This window comes from Polaromonas sp. P3_B1 (assembly GCF_056402935.1).
Window position 1 is genome coordinate 113,962 of sequence record NZ_JBFUGK010000007.1, and the last position, 14,873, is coordinate 128,834.

The window sequence follows — 14,873 nt, forward strand, 5'->3', positions numbered from 1 at the left end:
ATTCCCATGACAGACGCACGCGCTACTTCCCCGGATACAGCACTGTCGTTCGGCCCGTTCCTGCTTTATCCACACCGTAAGCTGCTGATCGAAGCCGGCAAGCCGGTTCGGCTGGGAAGCCGGGCCATGGATTTGCTGATCGTCCTTGTTGACCGGGCCGGCGATGTCGTCAGCCGCGAGGAACTGGAGTCCTATGTCTGGCCCCGCACGGTGGTGGAAGCCACCAGTCTGCGCGTGCATATTTCCGCACTGCGAAAAGCGCTCGGCGATGGCGGCGTCAGTGAGCGCTACATTCTGAACGTGCCTGGCCGTGGATACAGCTTTGTCATGGCCATCAAGCATGCCATGGAGCCTTCGCCCTGCGCAGAAGCTGCGCCCAAGGCTGCTCCTGCGGTCATGCATAACCTGCCGGTTCGGCTGTCCAAGGTCATAGGGCGATCCGACGCAGTGTTCGACCTGCACAAACATCTGGAGGCCAGGCGTTTTGTCTCCATCGTGGGGGCCGGCGGCATGGGCAAGACCACCGTGGCGCTTGCGGTTGCGGAAGAGCGGCTGGCCAACTACGTCGACGGTGTGTGGTTCGTGGACCTCGCGCCCCTCACCGACGCCACCTTGGTTCCGAGCACCCTGGCCTCCGTCCTGGGAATCTCGCTTCCAGCCAGGGACCCATTGCTCGCGTTGCGGTCCTACCTGGCCGAACGCCGGATGCTGATCGTCCTCGACAATTGCGAACATGTGATCGACGGTGCGGCACAACTGACCGAGCATATCGCCAGAAGCGCACCTGACATCCATCTGCTCACGACAAGCAGGGAGCCGCTGAAATCCGAGGGCGAATGGGTATACCGGCTGGCCGCACTTGGCCTGCCGGATGTTTCGGTATCCGACAGCCTTGAGCAGGCCATCAAGTACCCTGCGCTGCAGCTCTTTATCGAGCGTGCCACCGCTGACAACGATCGCTTTGCCGTGCTTCCCGATAACTATCCGCTGGTGGCCCATCTGTGCCAGCAACTGGACGGTATGCCGCTGGCTATTGAGCTGGCTGCCGGTCGCATCGACAGCCTTGGCCTGCGAGGCCTTGTCAATCGACTGGATGACATGTTCAGGCTGCTGCGCCGGGGGCGCCGTACCGCGCTGCCCCGTCATCAGACGCTGCAGGCGCTGCTCGATTGGAGCCACGACCTGCTCAATGAGTTCGAGCGTATCGTGCTGCGGCGCCTGTCCGTGTTCAGCTCGTCGTTCGCTCTGGAATCAGCCATCAGCGTTGTTTCGTTCGATCACGTCGGGCCGTCGGACGTCATCGATAGCCTTGCCAGCTTGGCGGCCAAGTCGCTCGTGGTCACCGACACCAGCGGAAACGTCATCCAGTACCGCTTGCTGTCGACAACGCGCATTTATGCGAAAGAAAAGCTCGAGGGCAGCGGTGAAGCCCGGCAACTTGCACGCCGCCATGCGCAACACTTTCAAGCATTCCTTGATCGCTCCCGCATGAAGAAAACCGAAATTCCGCGGTCAGAATGGATGGCCATTTACGGCACGTGCCAGGACGACGTGCGCGCCGGGCTCGACTGGGCATTTTCCCCCGGAGGTGACGATCTTCTCGGCGTCATGTTGACATGTGCCGCGCTGGAACTAACTTACGAACTGGACAATTTCGACATTCATCTGGCCCGCGTAAAAGTTGCCATGGAAGCCATGAGACGGGTGGCCGCACTACCCCCGGTCCTTGAATTGCGATTGCTTGCTTCTTTGTGTTTTTCCAACAGCCTGGCGGTCAGCAGTGCTGCCGGCCAGGAGGAAATCTTCACCCGCATCACTGCGCTGATCGAGGAGACCAACTCGCCGCGCTATACCGTGGAGGCGCTCTACAGCATGTGCACCCGCTCGTTCGGGTCTGGAGACTACAGAAGGTCCAAGGAGGTCGCCGCACGCATTGGCCAAATAGCCGAGCATCCCTATGACCCCTCCGCCAAGCTGCTGTCGGACCGATTCATGATGCTCAGTTGCCACTACCTTGGTGAACACCAACAAGCTCGAGCGATCATTGAGCGCGTACTGGAGGATCCCGTCGACCACCCCTCCAGCCGGTATTACCATCAAATCTCCCCGCAAGTTTCCATGCGCATCATGCTCGCGCGCATCCTCTGGATCCAGGGGCTCGCAGACCAAGCCGTCGCGGTGGCGGAGCGCGCCGTCGAGTTAAGCGTCCATGAACACCCATCGGCCTACCCCTACGCAATGGCTTTCGCAGCGGTGCCGATTGCCATTTGGCGAGGTGACGCCCGGGCCGAACTATTACTAGGCTCGTTGGGACAGTATGCCGTGCGCTATTCACAGAGCTATTGGCAAGCGTGGCACCGCGTTTTGCACATGGGCTGGGCCATGCATCGGCGTCCCATGGACGCCGACGACGTGCTGTCGGCGTTGAAAGATTCGTCCAACCCGGTCAGCTCGGACATGCTGGCCACGCTGTGTACTGATCTGGTGACGGCGGACAGCGTGCTCCGCGCTGAAAGCGGCATGGCTGGTTGGTGCGCGCCTGAAGTCCTGCGCGCGCAGGCTGAGAGCCTGTACAGGAAATCGGGGCCTTCTGGAATCCATGAGGCCGAGGCCATTCTGAACCGAGCCTTGCAATTGGCACAACAGCAACGCGCCTTGTCGTGGGAACTGCGTTGTGCGCACAGTCTGGCCAGGTTGTGGAGCTTTCGAGGAAACCTGGACAAAGGTCAAGCGCTTCTGGCGCGAACCTTGAATCAGTTTTCGGAAGGAGCCGAGACCGCAGACCACACCGCAGCCCGGTTGCTGATGCGTGAGCTGGAGTCGCAACTGGCGAGCAGCGTTGCACAGCATGCCTGACCGCAACAATATCGACCGCCGCGGGGCTGCCGCCGGTGGTGCTGCCGATGGCGCCGCCTATGGACTCTATCAGTGGTTTCCCGCCGCGGGCGAACTCCATTTCGACGGGAAATTGCTGGCGTTGGACGGCGGGGACCTGGCGATCTTGTCCATCCTGGTCGAGGAGTCTGGCGAAGCGGTGAGCCGATCCGCGCTGGCCACGCACATGGGCGCTTTGGTTGCGGGGAGCAACAACCGGTTGTGGTCCCGAATTGCCGGGCTTAACAGGCGTTTGAAAGCGCTGTCTCCGGCTGCGGGCTACATCGCTTTCCATCCCGCACAAGGATTCAGCCTGGTGTTGCCCGCTTCGGTGGGGGTGGAGGCCGTCGACGGGCCTGAGACCGCCTCACACCGGTCATCGCGCCTACCCGCGAGGCGAGCACCGGTGTTCGGGCGCGAAGAGGCCATTCTCCAAGTTGCCGCCAAGCTGTCTCAGCACCGACTGGTCACCGTCCTGGGAGCGGGGGGGCTGGGAAAAACGACCTTGGCCATTGCGACTGCGCAACTGTTGAGCACAGGCTACGCCGATGGCGTGAGTTTCGTCGACTTGGCGCCCATCACGGAACCGCGGCTGCTGGTAGGCACCATCGCCTCGGCCATGGAAGTAGACATGGTTTCGGATGCGACGGTCCTGATCAATCTGATGCGCGGAAAGCATCTGTTGCTGGTGCTGGACAGCTGCGAACACATCGTGGGACCCGTGGCGAATCTGGTCGAAAAAATCTTGTCGGCATGCCCGCAGGTTCATGTCCTCGCGACCAGCCGGGAGCCGCTGAAGTCGCTCGGTGAGCGCCTGCACCGTCTGGATCCGATGGGTTTGCCCGATATCGAGAACCATCTGTCGGCAAACGAAGCGTTGAACTTCCCGGCCATTCAGCTATTCACCCAGGCCGCGCGTCGGAGTGCGCCAGACTACCAATTAACGGACGGCAACGTTGCATCCGCGGTGGCCTTATGCCGGCAGCTGGATGGCATACCACTGGCGATCGAGCTGATCGCGGCTTACGCACCCACCCTGGGAACCGAAGCGCTTGTGGGGCAGATGCAAATACATTTACTGGCCCTTGCCAACCCCATCCATCGAGGACCCGAGCGACACCGGACATTGGCCCGCATGTTGGACTGGAGCTACGGATTGCTCTCCGGGCTGGAGCAGACTGTGTTTCGCCGGCTGGCCATCTTTCCAAGAGGCTTCCATCTGGATGCAGCCAGTCGGGTAGTCTCGTTCCAGGAAGACGACCCCGACGAGATTACCGAAACCATACTGAACCTGATAGCCAAGTCGTTGCTTGCCAGCAGCGACGCTCGGGGCCATGCGGTGCTCAGATTGCTGGATACCAGCCGCGCTTACGCGAGGGAAAAATTGGCCCTGAGCTCCGAACACGACGCAGTGGCACGGCAACATGCGTTGTATGTGCGCGATGTCCTGCGCGATGCCGAAAAGGTATGGACGACTTTACCGAGGCAAGAATGGCGACGAACCTACAGCTTCTATGCCGACGACCTGCGGGCCGCCTCAAATTGGGCTTTTTCCTCTCAGCGTGACATTCGCCTCAGCCTGGAATTGGCTTTGTCGGCAGTCGCCCTGGGAACCCAGACCACACTGCTGCTGGAGTATGACGAATGGGCCAACAAAGCGGTGGAAGCCCTCCCCCGAATACCTGACGCCGACCCAGAGACCGTGATACGCCTGTTGTCCATTCCGCTATTACTGCCGCACAAGCTACCCCGGGACCAGCAAGTGCATGCAGAGCGTTTGAACCGGGCTATCGCCATGGCGCACGCTGCCGACATGCCTGAACTGGCCGCTGCTCCCATGATCGTACATTTCAGCATTGCGCTCCAGATGGCCGAGTACATGGAGAGTGAATATTGGTCACGGGAGATGCTTCGTGTGGCAGTGGTTGCAACGGATCCGGTATGCAAATTGATAGGCTCCAGGATGTTGGCGCAGTCGCTGCATTTTCAGGGTCGGTACGCCGAAGCGGTAGAACCGATCCAGTATGTGTACGCCAACCAGGCGCTCGGAATTCCGATTAAATACTACGGGTCTTATGTGGCGATGGGTGTTTCGATCCGCATCGTCATGGCCCGGGAGCGATGGATCATGGGGATGCCGGAGCAGGCCGAGGAACTTGTTCAACAGGCCCTGGCTCTGACCCACGATGACAATTCGGCGGTGCTCTGCCAGGTCTATGCGCTCGCGGCCATTCCCATCGCAATATGGCGAGGGGATATGGTGGCGGCGCGCACAAGGCTAAGTTGCCTCCGACAAGTGGCGCGCAGCTTTAATTTCAGTTTCTGGCAGGAGTGGGAGACGGCCTTCAGTCTTGCTGTTGAGACCGACGGCGGGATATCTTCCCGGCTTCAAAGCCTGGTTGAGGCCACGGAGTCGTCCAGCGCGAAGATGCGCGACCACCTGTGTACTTTCAATACCGCCTTGCTGGGGCAGGACACGCTCAGGCGTGTACGTGCCGGCTCGCTCGGGTGGTGTGCTCCCGAGGCACTGAGGAGTCAGGCAGAGGCATTGCTRCAATCCGGTGACGCTGCAGCATTTGCGCCGGCATGCTTGCTACTGGAAGAGGCCAAAGCGTTGGCGAGGCAGCAAGGCGCGCTGGCTTGGGAGCTGCGCGCGACAATGAGCCTGGCGCGGGCCTGGGGCCTGAGCGGCAGGTATGAGCAGGCACACGAAGCGCTTGCGGCAATTTACGCGCGGTTCCAGGAAGGGCATGGCACTGGAGACCTGAGAGTTTCGGCATCGTTGCTGGCCGAGCTGGCGCAAAAGAGATCCGCATCCAACTGAGTTCTTGCCGCCGAGGATCGCCCCCCCACCTGGCTCAGATCGGATCAAACTTCAGCAGCGCCAGGGTCGCAACGAGCGCAGCGGCAATGATTGAGAACATAGCGACGGGCCCAGCGCTTTTCAGGACCGGCAGCAGCACAAATGGCAGCAACGCGGCACCTACGCGGTTGAAAGTCCACGCGGTGGCGATCGCCCAGGCCCTGACGCGGGTGGCAAACAGATCTGCCACATACAAGTTCAAGGCTGGAACGTACAAAGCAAAGCAAATGCTGAAAAGCAGGCTGGCAGCGGCCAGCGGCAACAGGGTTTGGCTCACGGAGAATATGGCCCCGGCCACCAGCATGGTTGCTGCGCATACCGCCAACACCAATCGCCGTGGCACATGATCCACCACGGTGGATGCGATCAATGAGCCGATCGTCGGACCCATGGTGGAAACGGCGATGTACAACAGGGTATCGGAGAGCTGGAAGCCTTTTTGTACCAGCAAAGCACCCGACACCAGAATGAACCCGACGCTAAACCACGGACTGAGGAAATTGAGCGAATACACCAGAGCCAAACGCACACCATGCCGGCTGCGAGGCGTTTTCCAATCTGTCGTCTGGTAGGTAGACGGGCCGTCGCTCACGCGGGAGCACAACCTGATGGCGGTCGGCGAGGCTGCCCAACGCGACGCGCTTGCATCCGAACGCCGGCCCGGCGACTGTCCTTGTTGACCTTCCCGCAGCCATCGGGGCGATTCGGGAAGCCACAGGAAAAATACGGCGGTGATCGCTGCTCCCAATGAGCCGGCCACGAAAGCCCAGCGCCATGATTCCATCCCCAGAGGCTGAAGCGGCGCCGTCACACGAATCAAAAAGATGCCCAGCGGCGGGCCCAGGAAGGCCAGCGCGGAGACTATAAACAACAGCATGCCCCGCCGCGAAGCCGGCATGATTTCTGCCAGATAGGCCACCATCAATGGGGGGAACGCCCCCAGCGCGACACCGGACAGACCGCGAAAAATTCCAAGCGGCAACGCCTGCGCACTGTATGCGGCGCCAAGCGACGCCAGAGACAGCCACGCCAGACAGCCTGCCAGCACAAGCCGCCGGCCATATCTGTCAGCCAGCCAACCGCAGGTGGGTGCACCGATGATGGCGCCTATATACACAGACGAAAGAAGCCAGGCAAGGTCCGGAGCCGGTATCTGATGAGGCGGCGCTGAAAAAACGGCGGACAAAACACTGCCCATCGATATCTCGAACAGATCAAATGCAAAGGCAACTATACAAACCAGCAACGCAATCACTTGCAGGCGGGAGATGCGTTCTGGAGGTGAGGTGATGCTTGCGTCGGAGGTCAATGGCATCGGAGAGTTCGATTCGTACCGGTCAATGGTGTCGCATGATAACGTGTAGCGATTGATTGAGGCCATGACCTCCAGCTGCGCAGCACCTGCGATGAGCAGCACACGCACCGTCTTGACCGACCAGCAGCCGCAGCTTGCCGAAGCTGCCGTTCAGTGCACCATCTGGTACGTGGCCGACTCCCGTAGAGCCATGGCTGGTTGGCACTAACGCACGATCCGTGCCTAGCCCAGGAACTGCAGCAGCTCAGGGATCACCTGGTCAGGCGCTTCTTCCATCAGCCAATGACCGGAGCCCTTCACGACCACGCCTTTGACATCGTTCGCAACGAGCCGGCCTTGCTCGATCAAAAAAGTACCCCCGGCCTTCTCGCCCGAGAGCACCAGCATGGGCATGGTGAGCTTGGCACTGCCCAGCGCCGCAAAGTCGGAGGCATCTTTTTCAAAATTCTTGAAGTACTCAAAGCCTGCGCGCATGCCTCCTTCTTGCGCATAGGCACTTGCGTAAAGGCGGCGGTCGGCTTCGGACACCGAGCGCTTGGGGTTGGCCGCAAAGTCGTTCCAGAAGTGTTCGAAGTAGATTCGTTCACGTCCTTTGACGAGCGCCAGCGGCGTCGGTCCGTGGAAATGGAAATGCCACAAATCACGCAGGAGCCAGACATTTGTCCAATTGCCGATGCCCGGCAAGAACGCGTCCATCAGCACCACGCGGCTAGTTTCGCCCGGAAACTGAGCGGCATAAGCGTACGCCACCATGAGCCCAATGTCATGGCCCACAACAGCGACGTTGTGAATGCCCAGCGATTTCACAAGTTCATGGATATCTACGGCCATGTTCTTCTTGTCGTAGCCACCTTCCGGCTTGGCCGATCCGCCGGCGCCGCGAAGGTCGGGGACGATAACAGTATGGGTCTTCGCAAGTTGCGGCATCAACGGGTTCCACATGTGGCTGGTCTCCGCATAGCCGTGCAGAAGCACGACAGCCGGGCCGCTACCACCCACACGATAGTGAATTCGCGTGCCGTTGACGTCGGCATTGCGCGCCACGAAACCGGGCACTCGGCCTTCATTGGCAATCGGGACTGAGGCAGCCCGCGCCGGAGAGGCGGTGGCCATCAGACCGATGGAAACCCCACTCAAGGCGGCTACGTTGGCGAGCATGCTGCGGCGAGTGAAAGGGATTGGGGAGGAACGATCTGCGTTAGCGGGATCAGTCATTGCATGTCCAGGTATTGATTGAGGAGGCCTCATTCTTTAACCCAGCTGCTTGCAGGCCATCTTTCGGATGAACAAGGATTTCCCAGTCTGCTTGGGCCAGCAAAATCTCTGCCTTTTGGCCTATTAATGAATCCTTGTTGTTGAGTTCCGTCGAAATTTGACCCATTGGGGGTGCGGACAATTACTTGGACTTACGGCATAAACCAGTCCAAGTTTTTATCCGCATCCCCGCCTGCCTCATCGACTCGGGATATCTTCGGCGCCCAACGCTGCCCACTACGGCTTTCCTGCACTTAGGAAGCGCCTCGCGAACCCAGGCGGTCAATGTCCCACGACCGGGGTAGCCAAGCGCCCTCATGGTGGCGGCAATGCATCGATCGTGAGTGAGGTAGTGCTCAACAGCCGCCTCCTGCTGTGCCTGCGAGTACTTGGGTTCCCGGCCCGCATAGCCCGCCGGCAAATCGAGTCGCTGCTCATATTCCCGGTGCCAGCCCTTCAAGGCATTCTTGGTTGGGTAACCCAGCTGGCGGATGGTTGGCCTGACGCGTTTGCCGAGCTTGATGTAGAGCTCGACCGCTTGAATCCTGTCTTCGTATGAATACATGAACTACCTCCTGGTAGTCCAAGTTATTGTCCGCACCCCCCTCGGGTCAGACTTCAGCGGAATTCAACACGCTACGCGCACCGTGACTGTCATTCGACAGTCACGCTTTTTGCAAGATTGCGAGAGGGAGAGGCTTGTGTGGCCGCATAACTTCGCTGCGCGAAGTGAGCGTCCACCAAACCAATAAACCTGGCGGCTGCGCCGGGCGGCGKTCCACGCCGCCCCAAGTCCGTCACTCTACGGTGACGGATTTGGCCAGGTAGTGGGAGAGGGTTTGTGTGGCCGCGTAACTTCGCTGCGCGAAGTGAGCGTCCACCAAGCCTCGCAGTGCTGTTTGCAAAAAGAAGGACTGTCAAAAAACTATGAGAATCTCCACTTTTTTGCAATCCGGTAAAAAATACCATTTGTCTGCTTTTTCGGAAAATACGCAAAAGTAAAGACTGTCAACATGCTCAGGACAACGGTTTGCGTCCTTGTTTGACCCGTTGTCGCATCAATAAAGCCAACGACGCATTTGTTCCAGCGTGAGATTGCTGCCGCACAACACCGTCGCCAGTCGCTCGGACCGAAGCGATGGGTGCTCGATCACCGCCGCGACGCCAACCACACCGGCGGGCTCGACGACCAAGCCGGCACTTTGGAATACCAGCTGCATCGCACGCTCGATGGCAACTTCACTCACCAGTAGCACCTCGTCGACCAGCTCCTTCATATCCTCCAGCGCCTCCGGTACTGGCCGGCGCACCGCGATGCCGTCTGCGATGGTGTTGACCGTGCTCCGCTCAATCAGGCGATGCCCCTTCCACGACACGGCCATCGCATCAGCGCCTTCTGCGCAGACGCCGATGACTCGCACCCCCGGTGCATGAGCTTTGATCCAGCGACCTGCGCCATTGAGCAAAGCGCCGTTCCCCAATGGGAGCAGCAGAGTATCGAACTGGTGCTGTGCCAGGAGCTCGCGGGCAATGGTTCCCGCGCCTTCAGCAATGCTGACTTCCCGACCGTCCTCGACGAACATGGCACCGGAAGAAGCACAGAAGCGCCAAGCCTCTTCCTTGGCGGTATCGAAGTCCTCACTGTGAAGGCGAACCTCCGTCCCCATCGCACGCATGCGCTCTACCTTGAATGGATTGGCGGTCGTCGCGCTGTACACGACCAGCGGCCATCCACGAGCCCGGCATACGTAGGCCATCGCTTGTCCCCAGTTCCCGGCCGTGGCACAGACAAGCATTCGCCCAGCGAGATTCGCCGCGTTCTCATGCATGAAAAAATCGGCGCCGCGTCCCTTGAAAGAACGTAGAGGGTTCAGCGTTTCCACCTTCAGGAGCAAGGATGCGCCGAGCGACTGACTCAGCGGCTCGCATTCAAACTGCGGGCTATCACGAAATACGGGGTCGATCAGCGTGGCGGCACGCTCGATGTTAAGCGTGGAAAGTCGATGGGAGTTGTTGATAATAAGCATGCCGAAAGTATGCGTACCCGGCCGGTGTGCCCAGCCGCGATTTAGCCGCTCGTTTTGACGCTTTGCCGCATTCAATCCTTCGTTCCTGCAGACATCCGCCGCCATGACCCTCGACGCGTTCGACCGCCAGATTCTCGAAATTTACCAACGCGACACCCGCTTGCCTGCCGAGCAAATTGGGACGCAGGTCGGCCTTTCTGCTGCTGCCGTGCAACGCCGCCTTAAGAGATTGCGGGAAACCGGCGTTATCCTGGCCGAGACGGCCGAGCTCGACTGCGAAAAAATCGGGTTAGGCATTACCGCCATCGTGCAGGTCGATCTCGTCGACGAATCCGCGCGCGCCACGTTGGCTTTTCGTAAAAAGGTGGACACGCGCAGTGAAGTTCAACAGTGCTACGGCGTTGCGGGAAACATTGACTATGTCCTCATCGTCATCGTGCCCGACCTCGCGGCCTATGAAGTGTTCTGCAACGAATGCCTGCTACACGACGCCAACGTCAGAAGCTTTACGACGCACATCGTGCTCGATGCACATCGGCGCCGGAATGCGCTCCAAGTAGCAGTCAATGAGCGGTGATCGGGGTAGTCACAATTCAACGACGTCGTAGGTGGAATTTCTATCTGCCACACAGTTGAAATGCGTTCCTGAGTGAGAGGGCAAAGGAGACAGGCGCTGGCATGGCCGACCACCCGTATTGCCGCCAGCATGGCACCCCCATCTCCGACAGACGTTATTCCCACGGAATAGCTGACTGCCATGAATAAAGTCCGTCGCGGAATTCCTTTGAGATGAATACCTTTCGGCTACTTTTTCTGCGGTTTTTGACCTAGCAAAGTCCGTCGAAGATTCCAGGGCTGCGCAAAGATTTTCGACAACTAAATGAAGTACGTCGAAGACATCGCGTTGACGCATCTTTACCTGCACCTGATCGGCGATTTGCGGCGGTCAGCCATTGCCACCTCCGGATCCTGCGGGTAGTATGCTGGCGATTGCTGCGGCGTGAACAAAGTCGAAGAGGCCTGCGTTGGAGCACCAGTTAGTCCGAAGTAACCGCTCTGATAGACCATGAGAGAAATTCGCCTCTGCTGGGCCGCACATGTTGTTCATCACGAAGCCCAGGTCAGGGACGGCGGACTGTGGACTCCGGCAACCGAGGAGATACGCCGTGACTATCAGATCATTGCCGACGTTTGCAATGAGGTCTACGGCGCGGGTTCACACTGGATCCAAGAGCGCGAAGCATAGGGTATGCCTATATCTAATGCTTGAACACGCAACCGGTAATCACCTTGAAATCTGATTCTGGTGGTCCGGCCCGAGGATTTACTCCAGACTTCAGCGGGATACAACACTTACGGCGTCTGAAGCGTTCCATCTACAAGTCGGGTTTGCGTCCACGTTGTTATGACATTTTCACAGGGGTACTTTTTGGCTTCCACTTCGTCCAGATCCACACCCAGGCCTGGCTTGTCATTGGCGTAGACATAGCCATTCTTGAACTCCGGGAGTCCGGGAAATACATCCAGCAAAGCAGCTTGGGGGCCTTTCAACTCCTGGATCACAAAATTGGGAGGCTCCGTACCGGACCACTCCTGAACACCGAAATTCCGGGCCGCCAGATCAATATGAATATTTGCCGCATGAGCCAACGGTGACATATCGCCCGGGCCATGCCATGCCGTTCTTACACCGAATTGCTCAGCAAAAATCTGCAATTTTCTGCCAGGCGTGATTCCGCCGATTTGACTCAAATGAACCCGGATGTAGTCAATCAACTGTTCGGTGATCAGAAACTTCCACTCGTAAGGGTTGTTAAACAGCTCGCCCTGTGCCAAGGGGATGCTGGTCTTGGCGCGCAGCTGGCGCATCCAGTTGCCTTCTTCCAGCGGAATGGCGTCTTCCAGGAAAAACAGGTCAAACCGCTCCAGCTCGTGAGCGAACTTGATTGCCTCAATAGGCTTCAGGCGCTCATGCACGTCATGACAAAGCGCTACATCAAAACCCACCTTGTTGCGAATGCCGTCAAACAATTCGAGCGTGTCACGCATGTATTTTTTGCTGTCCAGGTAGACACCATCCAGTGACCCCTTTGGGGCGTTGGATGGTGCCGGTCCATAACCACCACCGCCGTAGCCACCGCTTTGACAGCGAATGTGGGTGATACCCTGCTCCTGGTACTTCTGGATGTTGTCGCACAGCTCGCTCAGGTCCTTTCCGTCCGCGTGTCGATAGATAGGTACGCCTTCGCGGCACTTTCCACCAAACATCTGGTACAGCGGCATGTTGGCCATCTTGCCCTTGATATCCCACAACGCCATGTCCACGCCCGAGATGGCGTTGTTCTCGATAGGCCCGTTGCGCCAGTAGGCGTTCTGGTGCATCAGCTGCCACAGTTCCTCGATGGCCGTGGCGTCGCGGCCCAGCAGCAGCGGCCGCAGATACTGCTCCAGCAGGCACTGCACCGCCAGGTGCCGGTAGGCAAAGGTCGCGCAGCCCAGGCCGTACAGGCCCGCCTGGTTGGTCTCGATCCGCACCACCAACAGGTTGATGCCCTCGGGCGCGGTGAGGATGACTTTGACGTCGGTAATCAGGGTCGCCATTGCATGCTTTCTCAATCAAAGTTCAGTAAGACCTTCATCGCCTGCGAGCGATCTGCAGCGAGTGCGAACGCGCGAGCCGAGTCACGGTAGGACAGCGTGGCCGAGATCAGCGGCTTCACGTCCACCAGCCCCTTGTTCAGCAGCTCCACGGCCATGGCGAATTCCTCATGGAAGCGGAAGGCACCGCGCAGGTCGAACTCCTTGGCCACCAGGGTGTTGATCGGCAGCGTCATCTCGCCGCCCAGGCCCAGCTGCACTAGGATGCCGCGCGGCCGCAGGGTGTCCAGCGCGCCGCGCAGCGCGCGCTCGTTGCCGCTGGCTTCGAACAGCACGTCGAACTGGCCTTTGTCAGCTTTGAAGCGCGCCAGGCCCTCGGGCTCGTCGGCTACGTTGATGGCCTCATCGGCGCCGACTTTCAGCGCCTTGCCCAGGGTGTGGTCGCTGACATCGGTGGCCACGATATGCGCGGCGCCGGCGCGCCTGGCCGCAAGAATCACCAGCGCGCCAATCGGCCCACAACCCGTGACTAGCACCGACTTGCCCAGCAGCGAACCGGCGCGGCGCACCGCATGCAGCGCCACCGCCAGTGGCTCGGCCATCGAGCCTTCGCCATCGCTGACACTGGCCGCCAGCCGGTGCGCCTGGTGCGGCTCGACCACGATCTCCTGCCGAAACGCGCCCTGCACATGTGGGTTGCGCATGGCGCTGCCGTAGTAGCGCATGTCCAGGCAATGGTTCTGCAAACCCTGCTGGCAGTAGCGGCACTGGCCGCAAGGGTTGCTGGGGCAGACGGCGATGCGCTCGCCCGCAGTGAAGCCGGTTACATCGTCGCCCACCGCCTCGATGACGCCAGCGATCTCATGGCCTAGCACCATCGGCTCCTGCAGACGGATGGTGCCGAAGCCCCCGTGGTTGTAGTAGTGCAGGTCCGAGCCGCAGATGCCGCCGCAGCGTACCCGCACGCGCAACTGGCCGGGGCCGAGCTCGGCGGTGGGAAAGGTTTCGACGCGCAGGTCGCCGGCGGCGTGGATGACGAGTGCTTCCATGGTGTTGTGCCTTTGTACGCAGATTTACTTCTGCAGATGGATGTCGCCGGCGGGGTTCTTGAGCCGGTCGAACGCGTTGTTCATGAAGACCTGGAAAGTGGCGGAACAGCTGTGCCGTCACAACACGGCGAGCATGCCGCCATCGACGTAAATGATTTGCCCGCTGACGTAATCAGAGGCCGCGGAGGCCAGGTAGACCGCGGTGCCGGCCAGCTCGTCGGGCCGGCCCCACCGGCGTGCCGGGGTCCGGGCCTTGACCCAGGTGTCGAAGGCGGGGTTCTGCAACAACGCGGTGTTCATCTCCGTGGCCATGTAGCCGGGACCGATGGCGTTGGCCTGGATGCCGTGCTCGGTCCATTCGGCGGCCATCGCACGCGTCAGCATCTTGATACCGCCTTTGGCCGCCGTGTATGGACCGACCGTGGCGCGCGCGGCCTCGCTGGTCAGCGAGCCGATGTTGATGACCTTGCCACCACGGCCGCGCGCGATCATGCGTTTGGCAGCCTGMTTGCCGACGATGAAAGCGCTGGTCAAGTTGGTGTCGATCACGCGCTGCCAGTCCTTGAGCTCCAGATCGACCAGGGGCATGCGGTGCTGGATGCCGGCGTTGTTGATCAGGATGTCGACTTCTATGCCTTGCTGGTCCAGCGACGCGAACGCGGCGCCAACAGCCGCTTCGTCGGTCACGTCGAACGGCAGGCCCAGCGCGTCATGGCCCAGGGCGCGCAGCTGGGCCACGGCCTGCGCGACCTGCTCGGTGTTGCGCGCGTTGATCACGACTTTGGCGCCCGCCTCGGCCAGGCCGTGCGCGAATCCGTAGCCCAGGCCGCGGGCGGACCCGGTGATGAGCGCCGTGCGCCCGGTCAAGTCAAACAGTGTGGGCATGTGGTTTC

General features: G+C 60.0%; 10 protein-coding genes and 1 pseudogene. 4 read left to right on the forward strand and 7 right to left on the reverse strand.

The genetic code is table 11. From position 1 onward, the window contains the following. Positions 1–6 precede the first annotated feature (6 nt). Together AC1DXS_RS06150 and AC1DXS_RS06155 are read left to right on the forward strand one after the other, a co-directional pair. On the forward strand, positions 7–2,856 hold the full coding sequence (locus AC1DXS_RS06150; protein ID WP_477736678.1) for an ATP-binding protein: 2,850 nt from the start codon (positions 7–9) through the stop codon (positions 2,854–2,856). Continuing rightward, positions 2,849–5,698 carry an ATP-binding protein gene (locus tag AC1DXS_RS06155; protein WP_477736679.1) on the forward strand — a complete coding sequence of 950 codons (2,850 nt, stop codon included), beginning with the start codon at positions 2,849–2,851 and terminating at the stop codon, positions 5,696–5,698. Before AC1DXS_RS06150 ends, AC1DXS_RS06155 begins: the two co-directional genes overlap by 8 nt. 34 nt (positions 5,699–5,732) lie before the next feature. Here AC1DXS_RS06155 and AC1DXS_RS06160 read toward each other — a convergent pair whose 3' ends face one another. Beyond that, positions 5,733–7,118 carry an MFS transporter gene (locus AC1DXS_RS06160; protein ID WP_477736680.1) on the reverse strand — a complete coding sequence of 462 codons (1,386 nt, stop codon included), beginning with the start codon at positions 7,116–7,118 and terminating at the stop codon, positions 5,733–5,735. Here AC1DXS_RS06160 and AC1DXS_RS06165 point away from each other — a divergent pair. Then, the gene (locus AC1DXS_RS06165; protein WP_477736681.1) at positions 7,117–7,260 is read left to right on the forward strand and encodes a hypothetical protein; all 144 of its coding nucleotides are present in this window, start codon (positions 7,117–7,119) and stop codon (positions 7,258–7,260) included. The two genes, AC1DXS_RS06160 and AC1DXS_RS06165, sit on opposite strands and share 2 nt — an antisense overlap. 14 nt (positions 7,261–7,274) lie before the next feature. Here AC1DXS_RS06165 and AC1DXS_RS06170 read toward each other — a convergent pair whose 3' ends face one another. From AC1DXS_RS06170 to AC1DXS_RS06180, 3 genes and pseudogenes are all read right to left on the reverse strand, one after another. Then, entirely contained in the window at positions 7,275–8,210 is a 936-nt protein-coding gene (locus AC1DXS_RS06170) for an alpha/beta fold hydrolase (protein WP_477736682.1), read from the reverse strand. Between the two features lie 280 nt (positions 8,211–8,490). Continuing rightward, a pseudogene (locus tag AC1DXS_RS06175) lies at positions 8,491–8,871 on the reverse strand (IS3 family transposase); the annotation flags it as partial. 493 nt (positions 8,872–9,364) lie between these two features. Then, the gene (locus AC1DXS_RS06180; protein WP_477736683.1) at positions 9,365–10,438 is read right to left on the reverse strand and encodes a threonine ammonia-lyase; all 1,074 of its coding nucleotides are present in this window, start codon (positions 10,436–10,438) and stop codon (positions 9,365–9,367) included. Here AC1DXS_RS06180 and AC1DXS_RS06185 point away from each other — a divergent pair. Next, complete coding sequence (locus AC1DXS_RS06185) at positions 10,437–10,910, forward strand: Lrp/AsnC family transcriptional regulator (RefSeq protein ID WP_477736684.1); 474 nt, start codon at positions 10,437–10,439, stop codon at positions 10,908–10,910. The two genes, AC1DXS_RS06180 and AC1DXS_RS06185, sit on opposite strands and share 2 nt — an antisense overlap. Before the next feature lie 776 nt (positions 10,911–11,686). Here AC1DXS_RS06185 and AC1DXS_RS06190 read toward each other — a convergent pair. From AC1DXS_RS06190 to AC1DXS_RS06200, 3 genes are all read right to left on the reverse strand, one after another. Further along, entirely contained in the window at positions 11,687–12,934 is a 1,248-nt protein-coding gene (locus AC1DXS_RS06190) for an enolase C-terminal domain-like protein (protein WP_477673626.1), read from the reverse strand. An 11-nt stretch (positions 12,935–12,945) separates the two neighbouring features. Continuing rightward, a complete protein-coding gene (locus AC1DXS_RS06195; protein WP_477673625.1) occupies positions 12,946–13,980 on the reverse strand; it encodes an L-idonate 5-dehydrogenase in 1,035 nt (344 codons plus the stop codon). A gap of 117 nt (positions 13,981–14,097) precedes the next feature. Continuing rightward, positions 14,098–14,865, reverse strand: a complete 768-nt coding sequence (locus AC1DXS_RS06200; protein WP_477736685.1) for an SDR family oxidoreductase — start codon at positions 14,863–14,865, stop codon at positions 14,098–14,100. Between the last annotated feature and the right edge of the window lie 8 nt (positions 14,866–14,873).

Bases quoted from the DNA above. Each gene is read 5' to 3' on its own strand.
- AC1DXS_RS06150 (WP_477736678.1), top strand. From the start codon at position 7: ATGACAGACGCACGCGCTACTTCCCCGGATACAGCACTGTCGTTCGGC.
- AC1DXS_RS06160 (WP_477736680.1), bottom strand. From the start codon at position 7,118: ATGGCCTCAATCAATCGCTACACGTTATCATGCGACACCATTGACCGG.
- AC1DXS_RS06165 (WP_477736681.1), top strand. From the start codon at position 7,117: ATGACCTCCAGCTGCGCAGCACCTGCGATGAGCAGCACACGCACCGTC.
- AC1DXS_RS06170 (WP_477736682.1), bottom strand. From the start codon at position 8,210: ATGCTCGCCAACGTAGCCGCCTTGAGTGGGGTTTCCATCGGTCTGATG.
- AC1DXS_RS06190 (WP_477673626.1), bottom strand. From the start codon at position 12,934: ATGGCGACCCTGATTACCGACGTCAAAGTCATCCTCACCGCGCCCGAG.
- AC1DXS_RS06185 (WP_477736684.1), top strand. From the start codon at position 10,437: ATGACCCTCGACGCGTTCGACCGCCAGATTCTCGAAATTTACCAACGC.
- AC1DXS_RS06180 (WP_477736683.1), bottom strand. From the start codon at position 10,438: ATGGCGGCGGATGTCTGCAGGAACGAAGGATTGAATGCGGCAAAGCGT.
- AC1DXS_RS06195 (WP_477673625.1), bottom strand. From the start codon at position 13,980: ATGGAAGCACTCGTCATCCACGCCGCCGGCGACCTGCGCGTCGAAACC.